The sequence below is a fragment of the Ideonella alba genome (genome assembly GCF_018069875.1).
In the GTDB taxonomy this organism is placed as follows: domain Bacteria; phylum Pseudomonadota; class Gammaproteobacteria; order Burkholderiales; family Burkholderiaceae_C; genus Ideonella; species Ideonella alba.
This window is the reverse complement of record NZ_JAGQDF010000013.1, coordinates 173,861-191,096: the sequence shown is the minus strand read 5'-3', so window position 1 is coordinate 191,096 and position 17,236 is coordinate 173,861. Positions and strand designations below refer to the sequence as shown.

Here is a 17,236-nt window from a genome sequence, read left to right as displayed (position 1 = left end):
GCGGTTCGCTGCGCTCAGACAGTGTGGGCCAAGTCAGAGAGATTTGCCCTGCAGTCCTGCGCTCCTCGGCGCCCTCTAATGGCCGGCTCTGCCTACCTGCCCAGCCCTTGGCGGCACGGTTGGCGTAGCGCGTTGGCCCACAGCGGCCAACGGCCGCTGTGGGCAGGGAGCCGCCGCTCACGCGGCGTCGAAGTCCCGCCCCCGCACCTTGGCGCGGAAGGCCTCGACCAGGCCGACCTCGCGCGGGCCTGGTTCAAGTTCGAAGGTCTGGCCGGCCTGCACGGCGCCGGGGTGGAGCACCGCCAGGTAGGTGCCGCACCAGCCCGACTCGGCCATCAGCTTGGCGGCCTTGTTGAAGCCCATGGCGGCGTTGAACTTGAAGCAGGGGAAGCGCGGCTCGCTGACGACCAGCACGCCACCGTCGGCGAAGCGCAGGCGGTCGCCCAGCCACAGGTCCTTCTCGAGCAGGCCTTCGAGCGTCAGGTTCTCGCCCATCAGGCCGGGCGGAATGTCGTCGGCCCAGTCGCCGGCGCGGGCCTGGGCGCGCATGGTGCGCCAGACCGGCAGGTGCTCGCTGGGGTAGGCATAGATGGCCTTGGAGAGGCCGCCGTGCACGCTGGGGTCGGCCTGCTCGTCGCCGTCCAGGCCCAGCGGGCCATAGGACACGGTGCCGCTGCGGGGCCGCTTGGCGATCGCGGTGGCGACCAGGCGGCCGTTGATCAGGCGGCGCTCGACACGGGCGGTGTTGACACTGAGGATGCGCATGGCGCCGATTGTGGCCGCAGCGGGCCGCGGCGCTGCAGCCGCAGGCGCACCGGCAACGTGGGGCGCAGGGTGACGTACATGCGCGGCTGCGGCGCGGGCTCACCGGGCAGCGTCTCCAGCGTGCAGCGCTGCAGCAGCAGCGCGGCCACCAGCGTCATCTCCAGCATCGCGAAATGCTGCCCGATGCACACCCGCGGGCCGACGCCGAAGGGCATCCAGGCGCTGCGCGGCTGCGCCGGGTCGTCGGCCAGGAAGCGTTCAGGGCGGAAGGCCTCGGGCTCGGGGAACCAGCGCGGGTCGCGCTGGATGACCCAGGGCGTGACGCGCAGCAGCGTGCCAGCGGGCAGCGGGCGGCCGGCCAGTTCGAAGCCACGCGTGGCGCGCCGGGTCATCACCGCGGCCACCGGCGGGTACAGGCGCATCGCCTCCTTCAGCGTGGCGGCCAGGTAGGGCAGGGCCGCGCCGTCGGCGGCCGTGGGGTCGCGCCCGGCCAGGTGCTCGTCCACTTCCTGGCGGGCGCGGGCGGCGGCCTCGGGGTGGCTGGCCATCAGCCAGCTCCACCAGAGCAGCGCGGTGGCGCTGGTCTCGTGGCCGGCCTGGAACATCACCATGCACTGGTCGTGCAGCTCGGTCGCGGTGAGGCCGCTGCCGTCCTCGTCGCGCACCGCCAGCAGCATCGCCAGCAGGTCGTCGGTGGGCCGCTGGTCGGGCGGCAGCGCCAGGCGCTGGGCGATCTGGCCGTCGACCAGGCCGGTCAGCACCCGCATCGCCCGGCGCTTGGCGCGCTTGTGCGGCAGCGGCAGCCAGTCGGGCAGGGAGGCGGGCCAGAACATCTCCTGCATCGCCGCCTGCGACAGCACCTGGGTGGCCTCGGCCGCCGCGGCGGCCTGCGCGGGCGCGCGGCTGCTGAACAGCGTGCGCATGATCACGTCCATGGTCAGGCCGTTGAACAGCGTCTCCACCGGGCGCACCGTCTGGTCCTGGTCGGGCGGCAGGGCGGCGTCCAGCGCGCTGCGCGCCGCGTCCACCATCAGCGCCGCATAGCCCTGCACGCGGCGCGGCAGGAAGCCCGGCGCCAGCATGCGGCGCTGGCGGCGCCAGGACTCGCCCTCGGCCACCAGCAGGCCCTGGCCGAAGGCCTGCGAGAAGACCTCGGTGCCGCGTTCCCAGCGCAGCAGGTCGTCAGCGTGGTCGACCAGGGCGGCGCGTACATCGTCGGGGTGGAACAGGTCCCAGCTGCGCTCGGTGCCCAGGCGCAGGGCCACCACATCGCCGTGCTCGCGCTGCAGGCCGGCGGCGAAACCCAGGTAGTCGCGGTACATCGCGCGCAGCAGCGGCAGGCCCCACCAGGGGCAGGCGGGTCCGGGCGGCGCGGTCGTCGGGGTGGCGCTCATGCGACCCCCACCTGCCAGCGGCCGACGGCGATCAGCACCGCCGTGGCCAGCATCGCCGTGCCGCCCTGGTGCCGCCCCCGCGTGGCCAGCGCCACCAGCAGGCCGCAGGCACCGACCGCCAGCGCCATGGCCGCCAGCATCGTCGAGCGCGCGTCGGCCGCGCCGCCGACCGCCAGCAGCGCCAGCACCGCCGCCAGCCCCCACCCGAGCAGCGTGGGCAGGTGCCAGCTGGCGCGCAGGATGACCCGGTGGGCCCGCGGCAGGTCGCGTGGTGGCGACGCCAGCCAGGGCAGGAAGATGCGGCGTTCACCCATCACCGAATGGGTCAGGCCGATGCCGATCAGCGCCGCACAGGCGCTCGCAAGCCAGTGGTTCATGGGCGGCAGCCTAAGGCCGGCGGCGTCCGCCGTCTTGAACGTTCCCGACATCGGCGGGGCTTGGGCCCGCGGGCCGCGCCATCTGCCTACACTGGCGGGATGGCAACGCTCGCGCCCCCCCTGCAGCCGGTGCTGGCCCAGCGCAACCGCGCACCGGCCCAGCTGTGGCTGCCGCACTGGTCGCTGAGCCACTGCGTGCGCGCCATCGTCTCGCGCAGCACGCTGGGCATCGGCCGCGACTGGCCGGCCGAGTGGCACCACAACCATTTCCCGGCCTCGCCGCTGTGCACGATCAGCTGGTTCTTCGCCGGCCACTCCGAGTTGCTGGAGCCGGGCCAGCCACCGCAGCGCCTGCCTCAGGTCTCGCTGGCCGGCCCGTTCACCCGACCCACCCACTCGCGCAACAGCACCGAGGGCCACGGCATGATGCTGATGCTGATGCCCGACGCGCTGCAGGCGCTCACCGGGGTCGATCCGGCGCGCTACCTGAACCGCTTCGTGCCGCTGGACGAGGCGCTGGACGCCTCGTGGCAGGCGATGGCCGACGCCGTGCTGGCCGCGCCCGACGATGCCACGCGGGTGGTGTTGATCGAGAGCTTCCTGGCGCCGCGCTGGCAGGCCCTGCGGCGCAGCGCCGACCACCCGCACCTGCTGCGCCTGCAGGACTGGCTGCAGGGCCTGGCGCTGCAGGCGGCGGCCTCGGGCGTGGGGCGCAGCCTGCGGCAGTTCGAGCGCCGCATCAAGGGCTGGACCGGCCTGCCGATGCGCGAGCTGCGCGGCCTGGGCCGCGCCGAGCAGGCCTTCTTTCGCACGCTGGCCGAAGGCGAGGGCCCGGTGCGCTGGGCCGACGTGGCGGCCGACACCGGCTACGCCGACCAGTCGCACCTGTGCCGCGAAACGCGCCGCGTCACCGGCTTCGCGCCGCAGGAGCTGCGCCAGCGGATTGCCGAGGACGAGCGCTTCTGGATCTACCGGATCTGGAACTGAGGCCGGGGGAAGCGCTCAGGCCTGCGCATCCACGTACACCCCCTTGGCCGCCGGCGCCAGCGACAGCGTCAGCAGCCGCCCGTGCACCGAGTGGCCGACCCCCTGCTTGCGGCAGCCCACCACGCTGACCAGGGCATCGAACTGCGGCGTGGTCACGCGCAGCACGCGGCCCACGGCCAGCGGCGTCTCGACCCACAGCTGCAGCCCGGTGAAGGACAGGTCGCGCAGCCGCGCGCGGCGCGGCAGGCGTTCGGCGGGCAGACGCAGCTCGACCACGGCATCGCGCGCGAAGCGCTCATCATGGCGGCGGCCCGCCGCCTCGCCGCGGCGTGGGCGGGCGGGCAGCGGCGTCAGCGGGCTGTCGCAGGCGCTACAGCGGGCATCGCGCGGCAGCGTCGGGGCATGGGGGTGGCCGCAGAAGGGGCAACCACCTGAGCCTGCCGCCGCTCGCGGCGGCGGCGCTGGCGGCGGGCTGGCGCTGGCCCGCGGCGCGCTGTCAGCCGGTGGGGCGGCCGGCCCGCGCGGCGTGCGCCGCAGGCTGCGGTCATAGGCGGCGCGGCGCGCTGGGTCGGACAGCACCTCGTAGGCGGCATTCAGGCGCGCCGCGGTCTCGGTGTCGCCGCCCAGGTCGGGGTGGGCGCGCAGCGTGCTCATCAGCGCCCGCCAGGCGGCCTTGATGACCTCGGGCGGTGCCTCGGGCTGGACGTGCAGGATGCGGTAGAGGTTGCGGCGTTCGCGGCTCATGGTGGGCGGGGCTGTGGCGGGATGGCGCCATCCCGGCCTGTCGGACTTATCGGCGCCGCACGGACGGCACTTGAGGAGTTCCTAGAATCCTGCACCCACTTTCGCGAGCTGTCCATGCTGTCCACCGCCAATGCCCCCCGCACCGCGCCCGCCGCCCTGATCGACGCGCTGCGCCAGCGCTTCGGCGACCGGCTCTCCACCGCGCTGGCGGTGCGCGAGCAGCACGGCCGCGATGAATCGCCCTTCGACGTGGCGCCGCCCGACGCAGTGGTCTTCTGCGAATCCACCCAGGACGTGGCCGATGCGGTGACGCTGGCCGCCGCGCACCGCGTGCCGGTGATCCCGTTTGGCGTGGGCTCGTCGCTGGAAGGGCACCTGCTGGCGGTGCAGGGCGGCGTCAGCCTGGACCTGTCGCGCATGAACCGCGTGCTGCGCGCCGAGCCCGAGAACCTGACCGCCACGCTGCAGCCCGGCGTCACCCGCAGCCAGCTCAACCGCGAGGTCAAGGACCTGGGCCTGTTCTTCCCGATCGACCCCGGCGCCGACGCCTCGCTCGGCGGCATGTGCGCCACCCGCGCCTCGGGCACCAACGCCGTGCGCTACGGCACGATGCGCGAGAACGTGCTGGCGCTGGAGGTGGTCACCGCCAGCGGCCAGGTCATCCGCACCGGCACCCAGGCCCGCAAGAGCAGCGCCGGCTACGACCTGACCCGGTTGATGGTGGGCTCCGAAGGCACGCTGGGCGTGATCACCGAAATCACGCTGAAGCTGCACCCGCTGCCCGAGAGCCTGGCCGCGGCGGTGTGCTTCTTCCCCGACATCGCCTCGGCCGTGGCCACCACCATCCAGATCATCCAGATGGGCGTGCCGATCGCCCGCTGCGAGCTGCTGGACGTCAACGCGGTGCGCGCCGTGAACAACCACGACAAGCTGGGCCTGCGCGAGGCGCCGATGCTGCTGATGGAGTTCCACGGCAGCGAGGCTGGCGTGGCCGAGCAGACCGCCACCGTGCAGGAGATCGCCAAGGACCACGGTGGCGAAGACTTCCAGTGGGCCACCACCCCCGAAGAGCGCACCCGGCTGTGGACCGCGCGCCACCACGCCTACCTGTCGGCGCTGCAGATGCGCCCGGGCTGCCGCGCCGTCACCACCGACACCTGCGTGCCCATCGCCCGCCTGGCCGAGATGGTGGTGGCCGCCGAAGACGAAGCGCGCGCCAGCGGCCTGCCCTACTTCATCGTCGGCCATGTGGGCGACGGCAACTTCCACATCGCCTACCTGCTCGACCCCAGCCTGCCCGGCGAGCGCGACCTGGCCGAATCGCTGAACGAACGCGTGGTGCGCCGCGCGCTGGACGTGGGCGGCACCTGCACCGGCGAGCATGGCATCGGCTTGCACAAGCAGGGCTTCCTGATCGAGGAAACCGGCGAAGGCGCGGTGGCCATGATGCGCGCGGTCAAGCGGGCGCTGGACCCGGACAACATCCTCAATCCGGGGAAGATCTTCGCGCTCTGAGGCGGGTCGAGCGAGAGCACGCCACGGCGGCACAATCCAGCCCAGCGCCCCACCCGCGCCCAGGGAGAAGCCGTCGTGGACAAAAAAACGCTCAGCGAACGCGACATCTGCACCAAATTCATCACCCCCGCCGTGGCGGCGGCCGGGTGGGACATCCAGCGCCAGGTGCGCGAGGAAGTCACCTTCACGCACGGCCGGGTGATCGTTCGCGGCAGGCTGCATGCCCGCGGCAAGGCGCGGCGGGCGGACTATGTGCTGTACCACGCGCCCAACCGGCCGATCGCGGTGATCGAGGCCAAGGACAACAGCCACGGCCCGGGCGTGGGCATGCAGCAGGCGCTGGACTACGCCGACGCGCTGGACGTGCCCTTCGCCTTCACCAGCAACGGCGACGGCTTCGTCTTCCATGACCACACCGTGGACGGCAGCGCACCCGGTGCAGCCGTTGAAACCCACCTGACGCTGGATCAGTTCCCGGCACCGGCCGACCTGTGGGCGCGCTACTGCGGCTGGCGCGGTCTGGACGCCACCAGTGCCCCCAAGGCCGAGGCACCCTATTACGACGACGGCTCGGGCCGCGCGCCACGCTACTACCAGGTCAACGCCATCAACCGCACCGTGGAGGCGGTGGCCAAGGGTCAGAAGCGCGTGCTGCTGGTGATGGCCACCGGCACCGGCAAGACCTACACCGCCTTCCAGATCATCTGGCGCCTGTGGAAGAGCAAGCAGGCCAGGCGCATCCTGTTCCTGGCCGACCGCAACATCCTGGTCGACCAGACCAAGAACAACGACTTCAAGCCCTTCGGCGCGGCGATGACCAAGATCACCGGCCGCAAGATCGACACCAGCTACGAGATCTACCTCAGCCTGTACCAGGCCGTCAGCGGTCCCGAGGAAGACAAGAACGTCTACAAGCAGTTCTCGCCCGACTTCTTCGACCTGATCGTGGTGGACGAATGCCACCGCGGCAGCGCGGCCGACGACTCGGCATGGCGCGACATCCTGAGCTACTTCAGCAGTGCCACCCAGATCGGCCTAACTGCCACGCCCAAGGAGACCAAGGATGTCTCCAGCACCTTCTACTTCGGCGAGCCGGTCTACACCTACAGCCTGCGCCAAGGCATCGAGGACGGCTTTCTGGCGCCCTACAAGGTGGTGCGCATCGACTTCGACCGCGACCTGCAGGGCTGGCGCCCGCCCCGGGGCATGCTGGACAAGCACGGCCAGCCGATCGAGGACCGCATCTACAACCTCAAGGACATGGACCGCCAGCTGGTGCTGGAGATGCGCACGCAGGCCGTGGCCACCAAGGTCACGCAGTTCCTGAAAGCCGGCAACCCCTACGCCAAGACCATCGTCTTCTGCGACGACATCGACCACGCCGAGCGCATGCGCCAGGCCCTGGTGAACCTGAACCCCGAGCGGGTCAAGGAGAACCGCAAGTACGTCATGCGCATCACCGGCGACGACGCCGAGGGCAAGGCCGAGCTGGACAACTTCATCAACCCCGAGGTGCGCTGGCCGGTGATCGCCACCACCAGCAAGCTGATGACCACCGGGGTGGACGCACAGACCTGCCAGCTGATCGTGCTGGACCAGCACATCGGCTCGATGACCGAGTTCAAGCAGATCATCGGCCGCGGCACCCGCATCAACGAGGACTACGGCAAGTTCTGGTTCACGATCATGGACTTCAAGAAGGCCACCGAGCTGTTCGCCGATCCGGCCTTCGACGGTGAGCCGGTGCAGATCTACGAACCCACCGATGACGAGCCCCCCACCCCGCCGGACACCGACGCGCCACCCGAGGGGCTGGACCCCAACCGCCCGGACCCGGGCAACGACCCGCCGGATGCAGATCGGCCAGATGACGACACCACGCCGCGCCGCAAGTACGTGGTGGGCGGCGATGTCACCGTGCACATCGTGGCCGAGCGGGTGCAGTACTACGGCCCCAACGGCGCCCTGATCACCGAGAGCCTGCGCGACTACACCCGCCAGTGCGTGGCCAAGCAGTTCCGCTCGATGGACGACTTCCTGCGCCGCTGGAGCAGCGCCGATCAGAAAAAGGCCGTCATTGACGAACTGGCCGCCCTGGGCGTGCTGTGGGAACCGCTGGCCGACGAGGTCCAGGCCAAGGCCGGCCAGCCGCTGGACCCGTTCGACCTGATCTGCCATGTGGCCTTTGATCAACCGCCGCTGTCGCGCCGCGAGCGCGCCGAGGGCGTGAAGAAGCGCAACTACTTCGCCCAATACCAGGGCGCCGCGCGCCAGGTGCTGGAGGCGCTGCTGGAGAAGTACGCCGACACCGGCATTGAACCCATCGAAGACCTGAAGATCCTGCAGTTGCCGCCCTTTGACCGCATCGGCGCACCGATGGAGCTGGTCAAGGCCTTCGGTGGCAAGGCCGGCTACACCCAGGCCATCGCCGACCTGGAGCGCCAGCTCTACCCGCCGCGCCAGGCCTGACCTCCCCCACCTGTACCCATGTCGATTTCATCCGCCATCAAATCCATCCAGGACATCATGCGCAAGGACGTGGGCGTCGATGGCGACGCCCAGCGCATCGGCCAGCTCGTCTGGATGCTGTTCCTGAAGATCTTTGACGACCGCGAGCAGGAATGGGAGCTGCTGAACAACGACTACCGCAGCCCGCTGCCCGAGGCCTACCGCTGGCGCAATTGGGCGGCCGATCCGGAAGGCATGACCGGCGATGAGCTGAAGAGCTTCATCGACAACGAGCTGTTCCCCGGCCTGCAGAATCTGACCGATCCGGTGAAGGGCCACAGCCAGAGCCCGGTGGCCTATGTGGTGCGCAGCGTCTTCGAGGACGCCTACAACTACATGAAGTCGGGCCAGCTGCTGCGCCAGGTGATCAACAAGATCCAGGCGGCGGTGGACTTCAACAAGGCGCAGGAGCGGCACGCCTTTGGCGACATGTACGAGCAACTGCTGCGCGACCTGCAGAACGCCGGCAACGCGGGCGAGTTCTACACGCCGCGGCCGGTCACCGAGTTCATGGTGCGCATGGTCGACCCGCAGCTGCACGAGAAGGTGATGGACCCGGCCTGCGGCACCGGCGGCTTTTTGACCTGCACCATCGAGCACAAGCGCGCCCGCTACGTGAAGACGCCCGAGGACGAGCAGATCCTGCAGGCCAGCATCTTTGGTGTGGAGAAGAAGCCGCTGCCGCACCTGCTGGCCACCACCAACATGATCCTGCACGGCATCGAGGTGCCCAGCCAGATCCGGCACGACAACACCCTGTCGCGGCCGCTGATCAGCTGGGGCCCGAAGGACCGGGTGGACTGCATCGTCGCCAACCCGCCCTTCGGCGGCATGGAGGAAGACGGCATCGAGACCAACTTCCCGGCGGCCTTCCGCACGCGGGAAACGGCCGACCTGTTCCTGGTCCTGATCATGCATCTGCTGAAGGACGGCGGCCGCGCGGCCGTGGTGCTGCCCGATGGCTTCCTGTTCGGCGAAGGCATCAAGAGCCGCATCAAGGAAAAGCTGCTGACCGAGTGCAACCTGCACACCGTGGTGCGCCTGCCCAACGGCGTGTTCAACCCCTACACCGGCATCAAGACCAACCTGCTGTTCTTCACCAAGGGCAGGCCCACCACCGACGTGTGGTTCTACGAGCACCCCTATCCGGTGGGGGTGAAGAACTACAGCAAGACGCGACCGATGCGCATCGAGGAGTTCGCGGCCGAGCAGGCCTGGTGGGGCAGCGAGGCCGATGGATTTGCGGCGCGCGTGGGCAGCGAGCAGGCCTGGAAGGTGAGTGTGGACGCCATCCGCGAACGCGGCTGGAACCTGGACCTCAAGAACCCGCACCAGAGCGAGCAGGTGAGCCACGACCCCGAGGTGCTGCTGACCGAATACCGGCAGATGCTGGCGGACATCGTCGGGCTGCAGGCGCAGCTGAAGGCGGCGCTGGCGGGGGCGTTGGAGCGGAGCCAATGACAGCTTTGGTGGCCGAGAGCCTGGAGCTGCTTTCCAGCGCCGAAGGCGGCATAGCAAGGCTGCGAAAGCTAATTCGCGACCTTGCCGTCATTGGCCGCCTCGTCGAGCCTCCGTCCAACTCGCCTGCCTGGACATGGTCCACATTAGGCGTGGAGGTGTTGGGCATGGACTCCGGTTGGAGTCCGAGCTGCCTGGATACACCTTCCCGGTCCACAGCCGTTTGGGCCGTGCTGCGAACAACAGCTGTTCAATCGCTGCGCTACGTGCCGAGCGAAAACAAGGAGCTACCCGCTGCGCTTGATCCGCGACCAGAGGCTGAGGTCAAAGTTGGTGACGTCCTGTTCACGCGCGCGGGCCCGATGAACCGCGTCGGCATCTCGTGTCTTGTGGATGCGACCCGACCGAGATTGATGCTCTCTGACAAGATCATCCGATTCCGGCCACGCCCCGATCGACTTGATGGCCGATTCACGGCACTCTGCCTGAACGCAGGTGCGACTGCGGATTATCTGGAAGCTGCGAAGTCGGGAATGGCAGCGAGCCAGGTCAACATTTCGCAGGCGAAGCTGAAGGCCGCACCGATTCCCGTGCCGCCGATGTCAGAGCAGCACCGCATCGTCGCTAAGGTCGACGAACTGATGGCCCTGTGCGACCGGCTGGAAGCGCGGCAGCAGGACGCCGAGGCCACGCACGCCCGGCTGGTACAGGCGCTGCTGGACAGCCTCACTCAGGCCCGCGATGCCGACGAGTTCCATGCGTGCTGGCAGCGGCTGGCGGAGCAGTTCGACACCGTGTTCACCACCGATGGCAGCGTCGACTCGCTGAAACAGATGGTGATGCAGCTGGGTGTAGAGGGACGGCTGTGCGCAGGCGGACCACGTTCGGCATGGCAGCTCAAGACGATCAACGAGTTCTGCACGGTGCAAGGGGGCATCCAGAAGACCCCACTTCGCGCACCGGTGCGGCATCACTTCCCTTACCTGCGCGTGGCGAACGTTCAGCGCGGCCGCATCGATGTTGCGCAGATGGAGCGGTACGAGCTCGCGCCTGACGAACTGGAACGCTGGCGTCTGAACGCAGGCGATCTGCTCATCGTGGAAGGCAACGGCAGCGAGGCCGAGATCGGCCGTTGCGCGATCTGGCAAGGCGAGGTGGATAACTGCGTGTACCAGAACCACCTGATGCGAGTTCGCCCAACCGGCGACGACGCCGTCGAGTATCTGGCGCTCTACCTCAACTCGCCTGTCGGTACAGCACACATGCGGCGCCTCGCCATCACCACCAGCGGCCTTTTCAACCTGAGCGTGGGCAAGATTCGAAGCATCCCGGTCGAACTGCCACCGCCGGCAGAGCAGCACCGCATCGTCGCCAAAGTCACCGAACTCCTCGCCCTCTGCGACCAACTCAAAGCCCGCATCACCGCCGCCCGCGCCAAGCACGCGCAGCTGGCCGAGGCGCTGGTGCACACTGCCGTTCAGCCATGATCACCCCCGCCCTGCTCGACACCCTGGCACGGTTGCTGAGCCTGCCGCGCGAGCAGTGCACGGTGGAGTTCAAATCCAACCTGGCGGACAAGGACGAGATCGGGCAGTACCTGTCGGCGCTGGCCAACGCGGCTGCGCTCGAAGGGCATGAGCGGGCTTGGCTGTTGTGGGGGGTGGCCGACGGCTCGCATGCGGTCACGGGGACCAGCTTTGATCCCTTGGGCGCCAAGGTGGGCGGCAACCAGTCCCTGGTGATGTGGCTGCAGCAGATGACCCAGCCTCGGGCCGACTTCCAGTTCCATGAGGTGGCCCATCCGCAGGGCAGGGTGGTGATGTTGGAGATCCACCCAGCCCGCAGCGCGCCGGTCGCCTTCCAGCAGGTGCGCTACATCCGCGTGGACAGTCACAAGACGCGGCTGGGCGAGCACCCGGACAAGGAGGCTCGCCTGTGGGCTCGCCTTGGGGTGAAGGAGGACTGGTCCGGCGTGGTGGTGCCCGAGGCCACGCTGGACGACTTAGATCCCGAGGCCCTGGCCGCCGCGCGGCAGCGCTTCGCCGAGTACCGGCTGCGCAGCGAGCCCGACGCCGACCGCCACGAGGCCATCCGCGCTGAGACAGAGGGCTGGAGCGACGAAACCCTGCTGAACAAGGCCCGCATCACCAAGCAGGGGCGCATCACGCGCGCGGCCCTGCTGCTCCTGGGGCGGGACGAAGCGGCCCACTTCCTGTCGCCCGCCGACGCCAAGATCAGCTGGATCCCGCGGGATGCAAGCAACGCCACGCTGACCTCTCAGCACTTTGGCCCGCCCTTCCTGCTGGCGACCGAGAAGGCCTTTGCCCGCGTGCGCAACCTGACGCTGGACCACATGCCTGATGGCACGCTGTTCCCGACCCCGGTTCCGCGCTACGACAGTTGGGTGATGCGGGAGGCGCTGCACAACGCAGTAGCCCACCAGGACTACGCCCTGGGCGGCAAGATCAACCTGGTGGAACACCCTGACCGGCTGGTGCTGAGCAACCTGGGCCAGTTCATCCCCGAAAGCGTGGAGTGGATGCTGGAGCACCAGTCGCCGCCAGAGCATTACCGCAACCAGTGGCTGATCGACGGCATGATCCGGCTGCGCATGATCGACCAGGCCGGCAGTGGCATCCGGCGCATGTTCACCACGCAGCGGCAGCGCCTGTTCCCCTTACCGGACTACCTGTTCGACACCACGCCCCAGGGGCTGCCACGGGTGGAGCTGACCTTGCAGGGTCAGGTGCTGGACGTCAACTTTGCCCGCGCGCTGATGGCGCGCAGCGACTTGAACCTGGGCCAGGTGCTGTTGCTGGACCGCGTGCAGAAAGGGCGCAGCCTGGCGCCCGACCAGGCGCGGGCGCTGCGCGAGTTGGGCCTGATCGAAGGCCGTGCGCCTCGCCACTTCATCTCAGCCAAGGTGGCCGAAGTGGCCGGGCAGAAAGCCCGCTATATCCACAACCGCGGGCTGGATGACGGCTACTACCAGCGCCTGGTGGTGGACTACCTGCGGCGCTATGGCCACGCGACCCGCAGCGACCTGGACGCGCTGTTGCTGGCCAAACTGCCGGATGTGCTCAGCCCCACGCAAAAGGCCAACAAGGTCAAGAACCTGCTCCAGGCTATGCGCCTGGCGGGACTGGTGCACCGGCATGGCCCCCGTGGGCAAGGCGACTGGCGACTGGGCACCGGCCCGGAGTCGGCTGTCTAGATCAGTCCGGCCAGACTTGGACTGCTTGGGCGGATCCGGTCTAAGTGATTGATTTGATTCATTTCTAGATCTAGCCCGTCAAGATTTTCTAGACAAGGCGCTATCCAAGCCGTCCCGAAGGCTTGCTGAAACGGGCCAGGCCCGGGTCCAACTCTGACACCGCACGCTGCAGCAACTCGGCCGCGCGAGGCAGGCTGATCAGGTCTTCGGCCAGGGCGCGGTAGACCAGGGATTCAAAGCGGCGCGGCTGCTCGGGCCATAGGGGCTCGGGCTCCGCCTTGCGCCAGCCGTTGGCCGAGAACTGCATGTTCATGCCGGTGTAGCCCGCATCGGTGATCAGGCCCAGGTCCTTCAAGCGGCGCAGGGCCACCGCCATCGACACGCCGTAGCGGCGCTTGGCATTCAGCAGCTCGGCCGCCAGCACGCGCGAGCGGGTGTGGTGGCCAAAGTCGGCCCGCACGCGATCGGCCGGGTACAGGAAGGCACCGGCAAAGCGGTGGCAGCAGCTTTCCTTGTCCTTCTCGGGCATGTCGGCGGGCAGGGCCATCACCCAGTGGCCCAGCTCGTGCGCGGCGGTGAAGCGGATGCGCTCGCCCGGGCGGCTGCCGTTGAGCGCAATCAGCATGTGCTGCTCGTCGTGGGTGGCGGCGCAGGCACCGTCAAAGCCGTCGTGGTCGTCCAGCAGCGCCACCTTGATGCCGTGCTCTTCCAGCAACTCAGCCAGGTGGGCGATGGCGTCGCCGCCAATGGCCCACTGCGCACGCAGCCGCTCGGCGGCCGACTCGGCCTGTTCGACACTGCCCACGGCCAAGGTGCGCGGGAGCTGCAGCGGCGCCTGCGGCGCGTCGCCCAGGTCAAAGCAGCGCTCCAGGCTGACGTAGCGCTCCAGGTGGTCGCGCATCAGCTCGCCAATCTGGGTCTGGCGCTTTTGCGGCATGCGGGCCAGCTTGCGAAACTCCAGCGCGGCCAGCTGCACGCCGTCAGCACGGAAGAAGTACTCGGGCTTGACGGACAGCGCCTTGGCCAGCTGCAGCAGTCGGGTGGAATTGGGCGGCGGGCCGCCCTGTTCGTACTTGCTGAGGGCCTGCTTGCTGATGTCGCCCAGGCGCTGAGACAGCGCTTCCAGGCTCAGCCCTCGCAGCAAGCGCGCACGGCGGATTCGGTCGTGAATCATCGTGCCCTCCTTGGTTGACAAATTCTAAGTCTTCTTCGGCAATGTCAACCCGGGATTTGTGGGCATCCCCCACGGTCTCAAGCGCGCGGTGTCAGACCGGCGCCACGGCGGCGGCGCGGCGGGCCCTCAGTCGCCCTGGAACCCCGAAGTCTTGACCACCGCCGCCCAGCGCGCCGCCTCGGCCTTGAGCATGCGCTCGGTCTCGGCGCGCCCGGTGCCGACGATGCTGAAGCCGGCCTCCTGCAGCTTCTGGCGCAGGTCGGGGCTTTGCAGGGCGGCCACGGCCTGCTGGCTCAGCGCGTCCACGGCGGCGGTGGGCGTGCCGGTGGGCAGCAGCAGCGCGAACCAGGCGGAGAAGTCGGCCTTGGGGTAGCCGGCTTCGGTGAAGGTGGGCACGTCGGGCAGCAGGGCGGAGCGCTGCGGCGCGGTGGTGGCCAGCGCGCGCATCTTGCCGCCCTTGACCTGGGCCAGCGCCAGCGCGGTGGAGACGAAGGCGCCCATCACATCGCCGGCGATGATGGCGGTGACGGCGTCGCCGGTGGCGCGGTAGTGGATGGGCTCGACCGCGAAGCCGGCCAGGCTGCCGAAAACCTCGGCACCGAAGTGGCCCGGCGTGCCGGCGCCGAAGGTGCCGAAATTGACGCGGTCCTTCTGCGCCTTGGCGGCGGCGACGAACTCGGCCACCGTCTTGGCCGGCGAGGTGGCGGGCACCACCAGCACGAAGTCGGAGCGCACCACCTCGGCCACGGCCACGAAGTCCTTGGCGGGGTCGTAGGGCAGCTTGCGGTAGGCGGCGGGCGAGATGCTGATCGAGCCCACCTCGCCCAGCAGCATCGTCGTGCCATCGGCCGGCGAGCGGGCCACCGCCTGGGCGGCGATCTGGCCGCCGGCGCCGGCGCGGTTGTCGATCACCACCTGCTGCTTCATCAGCTCGCCCAGCTTCTGGCCCAGCTGGCGCGCCACCACGTCGGGGCCGGAGCCGGGCGGGAAGCCCACCACCAGCTTCAGCGGCGCACCGCCCTGGGCCATCGCGGGGGCGGCGCCGGCCAGCAGCCAGGGGCTGGCAAGGACGGTCAGGGCGTGGCGGCGGGTGCTCATGGCGGTCTCCTGGGGGGTATCAAGGCAGCAGGCCGGCAGTGTGCCGCCGGGCGCTGCCGCCGCCTGTCATCCCTGAGGAGGACAGTCGCCCCCCGGCAGGAAGGCGGCGAAGAGCTCGCTCTTGAAGTGCAGGCCCAGGCGGGTGAAGGCGCGGGCGCGGTAGGTCTTGGCGGTGGCCACGCTCAGGCCCAGGTCGGCGGCGATGCCGTCGAAGCTCCAGCCGCGCAGCAGCCGCTCGCACACGTCCAGTTCACGCTCGGTCAGCGCCGCGCAGCGCGCCTTCAGCGCAGCGCGCAGGTCGGGCGCCGGCTGGCGCAGCGCCAGGTGGCGCTGCACGCCGGCCAGCAGCACCGGCGCCAGCTGGGCGAAGCCGGCCAGCTCGCCGTCGCCAAAGCGGCCCTGGTGGGCATGGCGGTAGACATTGACGGCGAACACCGCGCCGTCATCGCCCCGCTGCACCACCGACAGCCGCTCCAGCACGCCGTGGCGCAGGTAGATGGCCTGGCGGTGGTCGTGGCTGGGGGCCTCGTCGGCGTGCATGCGCAGCACCGCGGCATGGCCGGGGCGCACGGCGTCGAAGCTGCTGTCGCGGCGGTACAGGCCGGCGTCGCGGTAGGCGGCGAAGCAGTCGCGCGTGGTGTCGGCCACGCCCCGGCTGCCCGAGAGGTGCAGCTGCGGCGGGCGGTCGCGCCACACCTGGTAGACCGACCACGAGCCCACGCCCAGCGCCGCCTCGTCCAGCGCCTGCAGCACCCGGGTGTCGAAGTCCGGCGCGCCCACGGCCTGCACCACCGCGGGCAGGGCGCGCGACCAGGCGGGTTGGGCATCGGCAAGGGGCAGGGCCCAGGCGTTCATCGGCGGGGTCGGTCGGGTGGAGCGGTCATCCTCTGGGATGACGGCGGATGGCTGGGCAAGTGCCCGAGGCTGGCGCAAGATGATCAACCGGCCACGCCGCCTGTCCATCCCGACTGACCCGAACGCCCCGCCATGACCGACACCTTCAGCCCGCCGCCCGCCCTGCAACCGATGTGCCGCGTGGTCTGCGAGGTGGGCGCGCTGGTCAGCCTGGGCGGCCCGGCCAAGCATGGCGAGCGGCGCTACGTGCCGCTGCTGGGCGGCACGGTGGAAGGCCCAGAGCTGAGCGGCGAGATCCTGCCCGGCGGCGTCGACTGGCAGGTGCTGCGTGCCGATGGCGTGCTGGAGATTGCCGCGCATTACGTGATCCGCACGCCCGACGGCGCACTGGTCGAGGTGCAGAGCGACGGCCTGCGCCACGGCCCCGCCGAGTTGATGGCGCGGCTGGCGCGCGGTGAGCCGGTGGCGGCCAGCGAGTACTTCTTCCGCACCCTGGTGCGCTTCACCACCGGCGCGCCAGCCTGGGCGCACCTGAACCGCTGCCTGGCGCTGGCGGTGGGTGAGCGGCAGGCGCGCGCGGTGCGGCTGGACTTCCACCGCATCACCTGAACCCTGGCTGAAGCGCGGGCCTTCCCGGTTCGGCGGGCGGCGGAAATTTGTTAGATTTCCGAAGTGTCTGCCGCGCTGAAGCCCGTCCCCCACCCCGACCCCGCCGAGGTCTGCGCGCAGGCCGTGCTGGCCCACGTGCCCCTGCTGATGCGCGAGATCCGCAGCGCGATGCGCCAGGCCGCGCCCGAGGGTCTGAGCGTGCCGCAGTTCCGCGCGCTGCTGTTCGCCCAGCGCGAGCCGGGTGGCACTGTCGGCGCCCTGGCCACGCACCTGGGCGTGACGCTGCCCACCGCGTCGGCAGCGGTGGCGGCGCTGGCCGAGCGCGGCCTGCTGCGCGTGCACGCCGACCCCCATGACCGCCGCCGGCGGCTGATCCGGCTCAGCGCCGAGGGCCGGCGCATCGTGGACGCCGCCTGGTCGCGCACCGCGGCCGGCTTTGCCGAGCGGCTGTCGCGGCTGCCGGCGGCCCAGTTGCACACCACCCCGCAGGCGCTGCAGGCGCTGGCGGGGGCCCTGATCTCCCGTTCCTGAGTGGCTC

Annotated in this window: 15 protein-coding genes; 8 read left to right on the top strand and 7 right to left on the bottom strand. The window is 70.0% G+C overall.

The genetic code is table 11. The features are described from left to right. Positions 1 to 177: 177 nt before the first annotated feature. Genes KAK07_RS20445 through KAK07_RS20435 form a run of 3 tightly spaced genes read right to left on the bottom strand, consistent with a single transcriptional unit; the run spans position 178 to position 2,536 of the window. Positions 178 to 765, bottom strand: coding sequence for an MOSC domain-containing protein (locus KAK07_RS20445; protein ID WP_210862937.1), 588 nt, complete (start codon positions 763 to 765; stop codon positions 178 to 180). Continuing rightward, positions 720 to 2,159: a cytochrome P450 gene (locus tag KAK07_RS20440; RefSeq protein ID WP_210862935.1), complete on the bottom strand. Its 1,440-nt coding sequence runs from the start codon at positions 2,157 to 2,159 to the stop codon at positions 720 to 722. Before KAK07_RS20440 ends, KAK07_RS20445 begins: the two co-directional genes overlap by 46 nt. Beyond that, a complete protein-coding gene (locus KAK07_RS20435; RefSeq protein ID WP_210855195.1) occupies positions 2,156 to 2,536 on the bottom strand; it encodes a hypothetical protein in 381 nt (126 codons plus the stop codon). The genes KAK07_RS20440 and KAK07_RS20435 overlap by 4 nt, the downstream gene beginning before the upstream one ends. Before the next feature lie 99 nt (positions 2,537 to 2,635). Between KAK07_RS20435 and KAK07_RS20430 the strand changes: the two genes are divergently transcribed. After that, positions 2,636 to 3,523 (top strand): AraC family transcriptional regulator, encoded by an 888-nt coding sequence (locus tag KAK07_RS20430; RefSeq protein WP_210855197.1) that lies wholly within the window; start codon positions 2,636 to 2,638, stop codon positions 3,521 to 3,523. Positions 3,524 to 3,538: 15 nt separating this feature from the next. On the opposite strand, the gene KAK07_RS20425 is transcribed toward KAK07_RS20430, so the two are convergent. Further along, entirely contained in the window at positions 3,539 to 4,267 is a 729-nt protein-coding gene (locus KAK07_RS20425; RefSeq protein ID WP_210862933.1) for a DnaJ domain-containing protein, read from the bottom strand. A 114-nt stretch (positions 4,268 to 4,381) separates the two neighbouring features. Between KAK07_RS20425 and KAK07_RS20420 the strand changes: the two genes are divergently transcribed. The 5 genes from KAK07_RS20420 to KAK07_RS20400 all read left to right on the top strand — a co-directional run bounded on the left by KAK07_RS20420 (position 4,382) and on the right by KAK07_RS20400 (position 12,962). Then, complete coding sequence (locus tag KAK07_RS20420; protein ID WP_210862931.1) at positions 4,382 to 5,782, top strand: FAD-binding oxidoreductase; 1,401 nt, start codon at positions 4,382 to 4,384, stop codon at positions 5,780 to 5,782. Positions 5,783 to 5,857: 75 nt separating this feature from the next. Beyond that, entirely contained in the window at positions 5,858 to 8,251 is a 2,394-nt protein-coding gene (hsdR, locus tag KAK07_RS20415) for an EcoAI/FtnUII family type I restriction enzme subunit R (protein WP_210862929.1), read from the top strand. Positions 8,252 to 8,269: 18 nt separating this feature from the next. Then, a complete protein-coding gene (locus KAK07_RS20410) occupies positions 8,270 to 9,751 on the top strand; it encodes a type I restriction-modification system subunit M (protein WP_210862927.1) in 1,482 nt (493 codons plus the stop codon). 8 nt (positions 9,752 to 9,759) lie between these two features. After that, the gene (locus KAK07_RS20405; RefSeq protein WP_210862925.1) at positions 9,760 to 11,235 is read left to right on the top strand and encodes a restriction endonuclease subunit S; all 1,476 of its coding nucleotides are present in this window, start codon (positions 9,760 to 9,762) and stop codon (positions 11,233 to 11,235) included. Next, entirely contained in the window at positions 11,232 to 12,962 is a 1,731-nt protein-coding gene (locus tag KAK07_RS20400; RefSeq protein ID WP_210862923.1) for an RNA/DNA-binding domain-containing protein, read from the top strand. The genes KAK07_RS20405 and KAK07_RS20400 overlap by 4 nt, the downstream gene beginning before the upstream one ends. Positions 12,963 to 13,062: 100 nt before the next feature. Here the strand turns inward: KAK07_RS20400 and KAK07_RS20395 are convergent, their stop codons facing one another. The 3 genes from KAK07_RS20395 to KAK07_RS20385 all read right to left on the bottom strand — a co-directional run bounded on the left by KAK07_RS20395 (position 13,063) and on the right by KAK07_RS20385 (position 16,089). Then, on the bottom strand, positions 13,063 to 14,136 hold the full coding sequence (locus tag KAK07_RS20395) for a helix-turn-helix domain-containing protein (RefSeq protein WP_210862921.1): 1,074 nt from the start codon (positions 14,134 to 14,136) through the stop codon (positions 13,063 to 13,065). A gap of 126 nt (positions 14,137 to 14,262) precedes the next feature. Continuing rightward, a complete protein-coding gene (locus KAK07_RS20390; protein WP_210862919.1) occupies positions 14,263 to 15,234 on the bottom strand; it encodes a Bug family tripartite tricarboxylate transporter substrate binding protein in 972 nt (323 codons plus the stop codon). Between the two features lie 66 nt (positions 15,235 to 15,300). Next, the gene (locus KAK07_RS20385; RefSeq protein ID WP_210862917.1) at positions 15,301 to 16,089 is read right to left on the bottom strand and encodes a LuxR C-terminal-related transcriptional regulator; all 789 of its coding nucleotides are present in this window, start codon (positions 16,087 to 16,089) and stop codon (positions 15,301 to 15,303) included. A gap of 132 nt (positions 16,090 to 16,221) precedes the next feature. Here KAK07_RS20385 and KAK07_RS20380 point away from each other — a divergent pair, with 132 nt between their 5' ends. Beyond that, positions 16,222 to 16,698 (top strand): DUF3237 domain-containing protein, encoded by a 477-nt coding sequence (locus KAK07_RS20380; RefSeq protein WP_210862915.1) that lies wholly within the window; start codon positions 16,222 to 16,224, stop codon positions 16,696 to 16,698. Positions 16,699 to 16,761: 63 nt separating this feature from the next. Beyond that, complete coding sequence (locus KAK07_RS20375; RefSeq protein WP_210862913.1) at positions 16,762 to 17,229, top strand: MarR family winged helix-turn-helix transcriptional regulator; 468 nt, start codon at positions 16,762 to 16,764, stop codon at positions 17,227 to 17,229. Positions 17,230 to 17,236 lie beyond the last annotated feature (7 nt).

Bases quoted from the DNA above. Each gene is read 5' to 3' on its own strand.
- KAK07_RS20445 (WP_210862937.1), bottom strand. From the start codon at position 765: ATGCGCATCCTCAGTGTCAACACCGCCCGTGTCGAGCGCCGCCTGATC.
- KAK07_RS20440 (WP_210862935.1), bottom strand. From the start codon at position 2,159: ATGAGCGCCACCCCGACGACCGCGCCGCCCGGACCCGCCTGCCCCTGG.
- KAK07_RS20435 (WP_210855195.1), bottom strand. From the start codon at position 2,536: ATGAACCACTGGCTTGCGAGCGCCTGTGCGGCGCTGATCGGCATCGGC.
- KAK07_RS20430 (WP_210855197.1), top strand. From the start codon at position 2,636: ATGGCAACGCTCGCGCCCCCCCTGCAGCCGGTGCTGGCCCAGCGCAAC.
- KAK07_RS20425 (WP_210862933.1), bottom strand. From the start codon at position 4,267: ATGAGCCGCGAACGCCGCAACCTCTACCGCATCCTGCACGTCCAGCCC.
- KAK07_RS20420 (WP_210862931.1), top strand. From the start codon at position 4,382: ATGCTGTCCACCGCCAATGCCCCCCGCACCGCGCCCGCCGCCCTGATC.
- KAK07_RS20410 (WP_210862927.1), top strand. From the start codon at position 8,270: ATGTCGATTTCATCCGCCATCAAATCCATCCAGGACATCATGCGCAAG.
- KAK07_RS20400 (WP_210862923.1), top strand. From the start codon at position 11,232: ATGATCACCCCCGCCCTGCTCGACACCCTGGCACGGTTGCTGAGCCTG.
- KAK07_RS20395 (WP_210862921.1), bottom strand. From the start codon at position 14,136: ATGATTCACGACCGAATCCGCCGTGCGCGCTTGCTGCGAGGGCTGAGC.
- KAK07_RS20390 (WP_210862919.1), bottom strand. From the start codon at position 15,234: ATGAGCACCCGCCGCCACGCCCTGACCGTCCTTGCCAGCCCCTGGCTG.
- KAK07_RS20385 (WP_210862917.1), bottom strand. From the start codon at position 16,089: ATGAACGCCTGGGCCCTGCCCCTTGCCGATGCCCAACCCGCCTGGTCG.
- KAK07_RS20380 (WP_210862915.1), top strand. From the start codon at position 16,222: ATGACCGACACCTTCAGCCCGCCGCCCGCCCTGCAACCGATGTGCCGC.